Consider the following 9,501-nt stretch of genomic DNA (forward strand, 5'->3'; position numbering starts at 1 on the left):
GAGAATGCCGTTCCTTCCCTTCAGAGGCCAGCAAGCGTAGCGCGGTAGGTACTTGACTAAAATTAAACATTTTTAGTGTCCAATTTATTGACATAGATCCATTAGTTAGATGCCCAACTACCTTTAGCTTGTGTGTCAACTCTAGTAGTTATATCATTGCTAAAATGTAATCTTACTTTATTTCCTGCGTTATGACCATTTGTCAATTTTCTAGAATCTCCTGCCTTAACATCTCTAGCCCATGGTCCGGTAGTTCCATCCCCATCCGTTATATCGAAATCCGTGCGAACATCCACATTGTACCCACCGTTACTTGTATGTGACATCTCAGCTTTTTGACCATCTACAACCTTAGTTTGTGTGTTACTGTAACCGTTCCCGTTGAATTTCCCCACGGTAGTATCATATTTTATAAAGTTATTACCTGCTTCTGCAAAACTAGCAAATCCCAATATTCCTAAAACAGTTGCCATGGTGATAAGAAATTAATTAATCTCAATTTTGTAACTCATAAGTTTTTTCTTCGGTCCAATAAAGAGAGTTTATCACAATTATTTACAAATTTATAAAAACAAATATCGACAAATATAGCACTTTCATATTTTCTATACCTAAACTTAATAAACAATATTAAAACTAATCCAAGTATTCAATGTATGGCCATGCATTTATTTGATTATGTACTTTGAGTCGAAGGTAAGCTCTCCGGCTCTATTGTATATTCCAAAATTTCAACCTAGTTTAGTTCTAAACTAGGTTGCTTATCTCACGTAATTAAATTTTCCTAAAGAAACTTTCTACACTAATTATGAGGCCCATTATTTACTTTTTCGTCTCTTGACTAATTGGCTTGTAAATTTAAACGATTGGAAATGCAAAAGAGAAGAACAATAAAAAAATGGGGAGCCCACCTTTCCCCATAATAGAATTAGGAAACTTTACCTGTCGGACTACAAAAGAATTCAATATTGATATTTCTTGATACAGAAACTCCATTGTATGTAAATTTACCTCCGACATCTATAGAATATGTTCTACCACCATCTATCAAATCCGGTGTATATCCTGTTTGTCTCCATGTACCTTTATTTGCTCGTGATGTTATAGAATTTATACCCGAAAACATTTGACGTCCTTGGCTAGAGTTTAGAGTGGTATCAAAAGAGCCAGTAATGCTAATAGTTACTTGTGTTCCTGTAATAGTTGTTGTTTTAGATTTGGCTATTGTTGTTGAACTAAGAACTGAAAATCCATTTTCGCTTTTTTTATTTTCACCAACAACGAATTCTAAATTAGCAATATCTTTAACTATTTCCTTGAACTCTTTAGGTGAAACCCATTCATGCTCTTTAAACTTGTCAAGCGGCAAAAGCTCTAAGTTTGCATCTGGGTACTCCGAATTCACTTCCTCAACAATACTGCTGTATTGCTCATAGTAAGACTCTTTATGATGTGGGGTTAATTCCAAGATAGACCCTGATACGGTGTTACCTAAACAAAATGCAATAATTGTTACAAAAGAAATTGATAAGATTTTTACAATATTTTTCATAAAATTCCTCCTAGATGGAATTTTACATTAATTCAAAGAATACGTAAATGGATTAAACAATAAATTTAAAAAAGTCATTTTTTCTTTTTAAGTAAAAGGTTAATTATGTAAGAGTGAAAATGCCTACCACACTATTAGCTAACTATTTTATAATCTGCTAACAAATGTTATGAAGTATTTCTTTAAGAAATTCACGAATCACAAGAGCGAATTTTTAACTTGAGTTATACTGTTAATAGGATAGTTTTTACTGTTTAAATAGTTCAAAATTAACTACTTCTTATTCATTAAGGGATGATGAAATAACATACTTTAATACAGCAATCTCTTTAATAATAAATGATATTATATAAACTGGAATTGTTGGGATAAAATGATATAATGTGTATTGAAAATTATCAATAGTATCGATTTCTTACAATCTTACAGAAGGGATCATATATGAAAAAAAAACTATTCTTATTCATATCTTTTTTCTTTATTTTATTTTGGATATCCTCTCAAAAGGAACCTACATTTGTTAAAAATGACAACACTTTAGAAGAATTTAGGTACAACCAATTAGTAGACTTTATGGAAGAAAAGAGTGAAGAAAATGAATATTTTGATTACGGCTTTGAGTACGTCAATCAAAATTGTTTAGATTATGGTTGTGAAAGGAACCTGAGTATTTTGACTAGCCATGACACAAATGAGAAGGAATTAAAGAATGAAATTAACAAGGAAATCAAAAGGCTAAAATTAAATTACAATCTGGATATAACCCAAAGAAACTTATTTAAATTAGAGGCAGAAAAAAGATGGGGAATAATTACTAATAAAATATCAAGTTATTTAGAGGAAGAAAAACAAATAAATGGTATCCAAATATCCTCACATATATTCACTTTTCATACCTTAACTGAATTATTACTACTTTTAAACTCAGAATTGAGCACAGTTGCTGAAGTATTATCAAATTCTAATCCAGAGTCAAATATCATAGTGAAAATTAGAGTTATCAATAATTCAAATCAATCAAATGAGTCTTTAAAAAAAAGAATAGAGAAATTTTTGACTACACATGATATGAAAAATACGATTGGTGATGATTCTTATCAAGTAAATATAATCAAATAAATTAGAAATCCTGGAAAGTTTAACAGTTCGTGCCTATAATTTATTTGATCCTGTTAGATCAGTCGAACTAAATGGAGGATGGTTTGGAGAAGCAGCTGTCCCTTTTAGCAATTTATATAGAGGAAGTAGTTATGCATTTGAGTTAAAAAACAAAGATCTGGAAATGGTCACAGCAGGAAACTTCAGACAAAGAATTGAATATTGCCAAAATGAAGATCACCATCCTTTTTATATAGAATTCTGAGTGGCCTAAAGGAGGAATGAAATCTATGAACGTCGAACTTACACGCTTCAAATTAAAAGAAGGGAAATCAAACCTGGTAGATGAATGGTTACAGTTTTTAAATGACAATATGAAGGATGTTCTTCTCACTCTAGAAGCTGAGAAAATGTATGTGGAAACAATTTTTCGGGAAACACTTAATGGCAATGAGTATTTGTACTGGTACTCTGTTCAGGGAGAAAATGGACAGGATGTGGAAGAGTCTGACAGCTGGATTGACAAAAAGCATTTGCAGTATTGGGAAGAGTGTATTGATGCGGAATTTCCGCCTGTTGATCTTAAGACAGAGGTTGTGATGATACAAGGTAGGATCAGGGAAGTAATGGAGCAATAGCTTTGTCTGAATAAAGCAAGGAGGATCTTTAATGGCGGGCATTTTTACAGTGATTGCAGAGATTTGCAGTTCAATTGCATTTGCGATGATCGGTAAAAATAAACAAGATAGAGAGAAGGAAGCCTCTGAATAAACCATAAATGATAGGAAGAAGGCGATCATTACAAGGGATCGTCTTTTTGTTATAAAAATGAAAAATTGAAATTGGAATATTATGTTATGATAAATATAGGATAAATATTAATGACCTATCTATTAAGCTAGGTAGTGGTGAGGATGATAATTCATATTCTTGGTGGTGCAAGCAAAGATTTACTATCACTTTAAGGAGAGTAATTTCATGTTAATCAGACGGATTGCTGCCTTTTTGTTTCTGCTCACTGCTTTTTCAATTGTTGAATTGGTAAAAGGGAATGGGCTCCAATTATTAGATGCATTAACATACGCAGTAATTTTTATGCTTTCAATAGAATTAGTCAATTCCCTTTTCGCAGATTCCAGAAAAGAAAAAAGTAAGTGACATTCTTTTCATGCTAAAAGAGTTAAACTATTCACAATTTTAATAGAAGAAAATAATCTAATTCTGTTAAGGGAGGAATGGCAAATGAGTTCAATAAAATTTGATTATCCAGTAAAGGAAATAACGTATAAAGAAATAAATGATAGGAAATTAAAATTTTATATTTTTGAACCAGAGACTGCCCTTGAAAATAAACCTGTTCTATTATTTTTTATCGGCGGCAGTTTTAAAAAAGATCCTGTATCACCAGCAAGATTCCAGCATCAGGCACATTACTTTGCATCTAAAGGCATTTTATCGATTTGTGTTGATTACAGAAATGGAAAGGACGAGGGGTTTTCTCCTATTCAAGCAATTTGTGATGTAAAATCTGCTGTTAGATGGGTTAGAGAAAATGCCTCCAACTTAGGCGTTAACCCCAATGAATTAGTTGTGTGCGGATCGTCTGCAGGCTCCTACATTGCTGTCTCTTCTATTATGTTTGATGAACTAAATGACGATAATGATAATCTAAAAATCAACCATATTCCGAATGCTCTCATTATATTCGCGGGTGGAATGGATGCTGTCGATATTATGACAAGACGCTATCCAGAATTAATTGACAAGGCCACTGAAATCTCACCACTGCATCAAGTCAAAAAATGCCTGCCGCCTACTTTATGGCTATGTGGAGATTCAGAAAGAGACTATGAACAGAATAAAACCTTCGTTAAGAGAATGAATGAACAAGGAAATGATATATCCTTTTATGAATATGAAGGCGGGGAGCACGGCTTTTTTCATTATGGAAGACATGAGAATAAATATTATCATGAGACATTGACTGAAATGGAGAATTTCTTGAAATTAAAAGGTTATATTTAGAAGTCTCTATCATGAAAAAAGAGATTCAGCTTTATTTAAAGGAATGCTTCAAGAACTAGAATATGACAATGATTCATTAGAGGAATATAAAAGGTCGTTTAATTGAGATGAGCAAAGATTCACCCCTTATTTTCAGATGTTTTTCATTGATTCGATATTTTTTCTGAATTGTTTGCCATCTCATGCATGTTTAGTAGAATAAAGGTAGGAAATTAGATTATAAGGAGGATTCTCATGTCAAAAATCGGCTTGGTCGGCGGCTTAGGGCCTGAATCGACAGTGGAATATTACCAATCTATTATTAAAGGTTATCAGGAAAAAAAGGGTAGCAATAAAGTGCTGCCACATCTTGTGATCAACAGTATCAATATGTATCAGGTTTTTGCTTTCATCGATGAAAATAATACCAAGGGGTTAACAGATTATTTGGCGAAGGCTGTTAATGAACTGAAAGCAAGTGGTGCGGATGTTGTGGCGATTTCAGCCAATACACCGCATATCGTGTTTGACGAAGTTACGCAGCAAACGACTCTGCCAATGGTCAGTATAGTTGAGGAAACTGTAAAGGCAGTCCGTCAAGACAAGCTCAGCAAAGTAGGACTGATCGGAACACGTTTCACAATGGAAAATGATTTTTTCATAAAACCATTCCAGGATGCCGGGATTGATGTCATTGTACCAAAAGCAAGAGAGCAGATAATTATTCATGACAAAACGGTTGAAGAGTTAGAAAACGGGATTGTAAAAGAGGAAACGAAGAAAACATTCTTAACTATTATTGAGCGGATGGAAAGTGAGGATGGCATTGAAGGGCTTATCTTAGGATGCACAGAACATCCGATGCTGATCAAACCAGCCGACACCGCAATCCCGCAATTCAATACAACAGCTATCCATGTTTCTGCCCTAGTTGACCGTTTGGACTGAGGAGGTACGAGGGTGAGGGAATATATTGGTGACTGCCAAAATTGTGGCAAAGAAATTTATTGTGAGAATGGATTTTTTAATGGTGTTTCCGTTTCTGATGGCTATCTTTGTTTTGATTGTGAAGAAGAGAACAACAACCACTAGACGCTCCCAAAAAAACAGGCGGTTCTATTTCCGCCTGTTTCCTCATTTTAATTATTCCATTTTTTAAGCGGTTTTGTTGCTGGCCCATGGATCACTTTCCCAGTATAACTAAAGCGGGAACCATGACACGGGCAGTCCCATGATCTTTCAGCATCATTCCAGTGTGTTTCACAGCCCATATGGGTACACGTTGGATCCACCGCATGGATTTGGCCATTTTTATCTTTGTAGGCGCCTGCCCGTTTGCCATCAATCTTAACAGTCGCACCTTCATCGTTCTCCAGCTCATCCAGTCTCTTCTCCGGGCGTTCCAGCTTGCCGCTGACCAGTTCCTTTGCCACCGTTGCATTGTCTTTTAAGAAACTGGCAGCATCTGACCCTTTCAGCTTCGAACGGGTTGGATCAAAAACAGATGCATACCGGTTTTCTCTGCCAAGAATCTGATCTGTAAGCATCATGCCTGTTAGTGCACCTGCCGTCATTCCCCATTTATGAAATCCAGTCGCAACCAGAATTTTTTCATTGCCTGTTACCATCTGTCCAATATATGGTACTGTGTCAAGGGTTGTCATGTCCTGCGAGCTCCAGCGATAAAGGATTTCTGTTATATCAAAGAACTTGTCTCCGAATTCTGCCAGATTTTCATAATGCTCCATCGTTTTGGTCTTGCTCATCCCAACTCTGTGGCTGTCACCGCCAAGCAATAAGATCCTCTCGCCATTGGTATCAACAGCTGAACGAATCGATCTTTTCGGTTGATCAGCACTAATATACATCCCATCCGGAATGACGGAATCCGGTGCTTTTGCGCCAATCACGTAAGAACGGGAAAAATCCATCCGCGCAAAATAAGTCCCGTCCATATCATTGAATGGAAAATGGGAGGTGACAATCGCATAATTTGCCGAAATCGTCGAGCCATTCTCTGTCCGGATTGCCGGATTTTTATGATCGATAAATTCCATTGCTCTGGTGTTTTCATAAATTTTCCCGCCATTCTTTTCGATCTCATTGATCAGAGGCGCAAGGAATTTTACTGGATGAAACTGCGCCTGATTACGCATTACCGCCGCAAGCTCTGCCTTTATTGGGAAAGAAGCTTCCACTTCTGCCATCCCGCCATCGATATTGATAGCCTTATAGGCATCGATTTCTTTCTCCAAAAGTTTCTTTGATTGAGTGCTATCGGCATAGATATAGGCATCCTTGTCTTCAAAATCACAGTCAATGTTTAGTTCTTCTATTGTTTCCCGGAAAAAATTTATTGCTTCCATGTTTGCATCATAATATAGTCTTGCAGTTTCTGCATTGAATGTTTTCATTAATTTAGAGTAGATCATCCCATGCTGTGCAGTCACTTTAGCTGTTGTATAGCCTGTCACACCTTCAAGCAGGCGATGTGCTTCAATCAGTGTCACTTTTCTGTCCGCCTTCGATAGCTGATATGCCGTGATAATCCCGGCAATTCCTCCTCCTATTATCAGGACGTCTGTCTGGGAATCTTGCTGATGTGCGGCATATGAATTGATATCCCGGTTTTGCTGCCAGAGTGAATGCTGATCTGGTAGGTCCATTTTAGTCATGCTGTACCTCCTTAAGGCCTTTTATATTTTCCTACCCTTTACAAGGGGGGATAAACTGAGTTAAGGAAAGTTTATAGAAAGGGCACAGATTAAATGGACTTAAACCAGTGATATAATAAAAAAATAATAGGAACAGCAAAAAGGGAAAAATCACAGGATATAAAGCGAGCGATTACATCTAACGCTCCAATACACTGAAACATGTTGTGGAAAATGAGAAGGACGATTAGACTGGATGTATGACTGAAATTCACAGGAATTAATATAGGAGGAAGTAAACATGACTAAACATAAAATCTATACAATGAGTTTCGCAAGTGTCTATCCCCATTACGTTACAAAGGCGGAAAGAAAAGGACGGACAAAATCAGAAGTCGATCAAATTATCCGCTGGCTGACAGGGTATAGCCAGGAGGAGTTAGAAGCACAATTGGAAAAAAAGACAGATTTTGAAACATTCTTTGCGGAAGCTTCCCAAATGAATCCTTCTCGGACGTTGATCAAAGGAGTGATCTGCGGCGTCCGTGTGGAAGACATCGAAGAACAGACAATGCAGGAAATTCGCTATCTTGATAAACTAATCGATGAGTTAGCAAAAGGAAAAGCGATGGAGAAGATATTGCGGGCATGAATGAACAAGTAAGGAAGTACTTGAAATAAAAAAATCACGATATTGATCGTGGTTTTTTTGTTGAAAATCTTGAATGAAAGTTCATTTTTTGAAATAATTGGTATATGGTTGTGAGACGCTATAGGGGGTTGGATGAAAATATTAAAATGGTTGGAACAGATTTGTCTTTTAGCTGGAATGCTTCATGTTGGTTTTTTAGCTTTTTGTTATTTTCAGGGTTATGAGTTAAGTTATTATCCCTATTCAAGCTATGTAACCTTCTTCTTGCTTTTTGGATACTATGCTATTTCTATCTTTAGAGACAGCAAGGAGAAAAACATTAGAAAAATGAATAAAGTTGTACTTGTCATTGGATTGATTGCTCTTTGTGTGGGGATTTTTGGATTCTTTCCTTCACAGTCACCTTCACCAACTGTCACAGCAGGCGACACGGAAATCCCAACAGTTCAAGGGGGCTATTGCTGGAATGGAGATCTTGCTGTGTGTGCAGGTGATCCACTTAAGACACCTGCTCCTACGCCGACAGTAGTTTCACCAAAAGAAGAAATCAAAATCGAATATCCAAAAGGACTTACTGCTGAAAGAGTAAAAGCTGAGAAAATGATGGATGAAAACAATGGGAAGCCAGTAAATAACCTGGAAACAAATAATGGTGCAGTCGTGGCACCTGAAGAAAAAGGGGTATATGTTTACCATGTGTTAGCTTCGTGGAAACAGGAAGAGGCAAACTTTTCGTTTCGTATTAAAGTAGAGTAAATCTTATGTTGACAGCGCTTAAAAAGTGAGGAGAAATTATTCGAAATTGGTTTAAAAAAGATTAAATTGGAGGGTTCATCAATGGATAAAAGTACAAAACATGTTGTCGGATTAATAGGTAGTTTTCTGATTTTTGCTGTTGGTTTATTTCGCATAGTGACTGAATCACTATCGTCCACACCTTTGTTTGTAGCTTATATATTTGCTATTACTGGTTTCATTGGTGTGATTGCTAACGGAGTAGAGTTAGGTAAAAGAAAAAAGCTCAATTCATAATATTATTGGAGGAAAATCGAATGTTTATTGTGAACGTGTTGCAAGGAGTGAAAAAATGGACACTTTCCTTATCATGTGGGGAATCCCGGCCTTTATGGTCATTCGAGGATATTTGAAAATGGATGATGAAGACAGAAAGGCGGTAAGGGAAGATTTTACATCACCTAAGTTTATTTTCACAATAGGCTTTCTTGTTATCGGTGCTTTCCTGGAAAGATTGGGAAACATTACTTCAATAGGGCTCATTAGAGCACCAGGAATGATTCTTCTTGCTGTTGGCGGAATTATCACTTTTCTGGATTTATGGGGAGAAAGAAAATTAAGAAGTTTACTATTTCTGCTTCTCATTTCTTTGTATTTTCTACTAAGCTATTAGATTTGAATCAGTTGTTTAGGAGGAGTTTTTTTTGGATCGATTTCTATTTATTTTCGGAATTCTATTCTTTACAGCTTGCCTTATTTTCTTTGTCCTGAATTTCATCACAGAATATGATGGGATGATGTTCATT

At 36.1% G+C, this 9,501-nt stretch carries 13 protein-coding genes; 10 read left to right on the forward strand and 3 right to left on the reverse strand.

Translation table 11 applies throughout. The annotated features are described in order from the left end of the window. Positions 1-101: 101 nt before the first annotated feature. Entirely contained in the window at positions 102-296 is a 195-nt protein-coding gene (locus F9U64_RS22980) for a hypothetical protein (protein WP_228275662.1), read from the reverse strand. Positions 297-928: 632 nt separating this feature from the next. Then, positions 929-1,552, reverse strand: a complete 624-nt coding sequence (locus F9U64_RS10310; RefSeq protein ID WP_153403102.1) for a hypothetical protein — start codon at positions 1,550-1,552, stop codon at positions 929-931. 441 nt (positions 1,553-1,993) lie between these two features. Between F9U64_RS10310 and F9U64_RS10315 the strand changes: the two genes are divergently transcribed. The 6 genes from F9U64_RS10315 (at position 1,994) to F9U64_RS23365 (ending at position 5,746) form a co-directional block, all read left to right on the forward strand. Further along, positions 1,994-2,671 (forward strand): DUF4030 domain-containing protein, encoded by a 678-nt coding sequence (locus F9U64_RS10315; protein ID WP_153403104.1) that lies wholly within the window; start codon positions 1,994-1,996, stop codon positions 2,669-2,671. Positions 2,672-2,940: 269 nt separating this feature from the next. Then, entirely contained in the window at positions 2,941-3,288 is a 348-nt protein-coding gene (locus F9U64_RS10320; protein WP_153403106.1) for a DUF6176 family protein, read from the forward strand. A 340-nt stretch (positions 3,289-3,628) separates the two neighbouring features. Continuing rightward, positions 3,629-3,808, forward strand: a complete 180-nt coding sequence (locus F9U64_RS10325; RefSeq protein ID WP_153403108.1) for a hypothetical protein — start codon at positions 3,629-3,631, stop codon at positions 3,806-3,808. Positions 3,809-3,892: 84 nt separating this feature from the next. Further along, complete coding sequence (locus tag F9U64_RS10330; protein ID WP_153403110.1) at positions 3,893-4,675, forward strand: alpha/beta hydrolase; 783 nt, start codon at positions 3,893-3,895, stop codon at positions 4,673-4,675. Between the two features lie 234 nt (positions 4,676-4,909). Beyond that, complete coding sequence (locus F9U64_RS10335) at positions 4,910-5,602, forward strand: aspartate/glutamate racemase family protein (RefSeq protein WP_153403112.1); 693 nt, start codon at positions 4,910-4,912, stop codon at positions 5,600-5,602. A 12-nt stretch (positions 5,603-5,614) separates the two neighbouring features. After that, entirely contained in the window at positions 5,615-5,746 is a 132-nt protein-coding gene (locus F9U64_RS23365; RefSeq protein WP_266095249.1) for a hypothetical protein, read from the forward strand. Positions 5,747-5,793: 47 nt separating this feature from the next. On the opposite strand, the gene F9U64_RS10340 is transcribed toward F9U64_RS23365, so the two are convergent. Beyond that, the gene (locus tag F9U64_RS10340) at positions 5,794-7,329 is read right to left on the reverse strand and encodes an FAD-dependent oxidoreductase (RefSeq protein ID WP_228275663.1); all 1,536 of its coding nucleotides are present in this window, start codon (positions 7,327-7,329) and stop codon (positions 5,794-5,796) included. A gap of 280 nt (positions 7,330-7,609) precedes the next feature. Between F9U64_RS10340 and F9U64_RS10345 the strand changes: the two genes are divergently transcribed. The 4 genes from F9U64_RS10345 to F9U64_RS10360 all read left to right on the forward strand — a co-directional run bounded on the left by F9U64_RS10345 (position 7,610) and on the right by F9U64_RS10360 (position 9,368). After that, positions 7,610-7,960 (forward strand): DUF2200 domain-containing protein, encoded by a 351-nt coding sequence (locus tag F9U64_RS10345; protein ID WP_153403114.1) that lies wholly within the window; start codon positions 7,610-7,612, stop codon positions 7,958-7,960. A gap of 132 nt (positions 7,961-8,092) precedes the next feature. After that, a complete protein-coding gene (locus F9U64_RS10350; RefSeq protein WP_153403116.1) occupies positions 8,093-8,716 on the forward strand; it encodes a hypothetical protein in 624 nt (207 codons plus the stop codon). A gap of 81 nt (positions 8,717-8,797) precedes the next feature. After that, positions 8,798-8,992 (forward strand): hypothetical protein, encoded by a 195-nt coding sequence (locus F9U64_RS10355; protein ID WP_153403118.1) that lies wholly within the window; start codon positions 8,798-8,800, stop codon positions 8,990-8,992. Between the two features lie 55 nt (positions 8,993-9,047). Next, positions 9,048-9,368, forward strand: coding sequence for a hypothetical protein (locus F9U64_RS10360; protein WP_153403120.1), 321 nt, complete (start codon positions 9,048-9,050; stop codon positions 9,366-9,368). Positions 9,369-9,501 lie beyond the last annotated feature (133 nt).

The organism is Gracilibacillus oryzae, from assembly GCF_009498735.1.
Taxonomy (GTDB): domain Bacteria; phylum Bacillota; class Bacilli; order Bacillales; family Amphibacillaceae; genus Gracilibacillus; species Gracilibacillus oryzae.

Bases quoted from the DNA above. Each gene is read 5' to 3' on its own strand.
- F9U64_RS10350 (WP_153403116.1), top strand. From the start codon at position 8,093: ATGAAAATATTAAAATGGTTGGAACAGATTTGTCTTTTAGCTGGAATG.
- F9U64_RS10355 (WP_153403118.1), top strand. From the start codon at position 8,798: ATGGATAAAAGTACAAAACATGTTGTCGGATTAATAGGTAGTTTTCTG.
- F9U64_RS10340 (WP_228275663.1), bottom strand. From the start codon at position 7,329: ATGACTAAAATGGACCTACCAGATCAGCATTCACTCTGGCAGCAAAAC.
- F9U64_RS10360 (WP_153403120.1), top strand. From the start codon at position 9,048: ATGGACACTTTCCTTATCATGTGGGGAATCCCGGCCTTTATGGTCATT.
- F9U64_RS10345 (WP_153403114.1), top strand. From the start codon at position 7,610: ATGACTAAACATAAAATCTATACAATGAGTTTCGCAAGTGTCTATCCC.
- F9U64_RS10315 (WP_153403104.1), top strand. From the start codon at position 1,994: ATGAAAAAAAAACTATTCTTATTCATATCTTTTTTCTTTATTTTATTT.
- F9U64_RS10320 (WP_153403106.1), top strand. From the start codon at position 2,941: ATGAACGTCGAACTTACACGCTTCAAATTAAAAGAAGGGAAATCAAAC.
- F9U64_RS10330 (WP_153403110.1), top strand. From the start codon at position 3,893: ATGAGTTCAATAAAATTTGATTATCCAGTAAAGGAAATAACGTATAAA.
- F9U64_RS10310 (WP_153403102.1), bottom strand. From the start codon at position 1,552: ATGAAAAATATTGTAAAAATCTTATCAATTTCTTTTGTAACAATTATT.
- F9U64_RS10335 (WP_153403112.1), top strand. From the start codon at position 4,910: ATGTCAAAAATCGGCTTGGTCGGCGGCTTAGGGCCTGAATCGACAGTG.
- F9U64_RS10325 (WP_153403108.1), top strand. From the start codon at position 3,629: ATGTTAATCAGACGGATTGCTGCCTTTTTGTTTCTGCTCACTGCTTTT.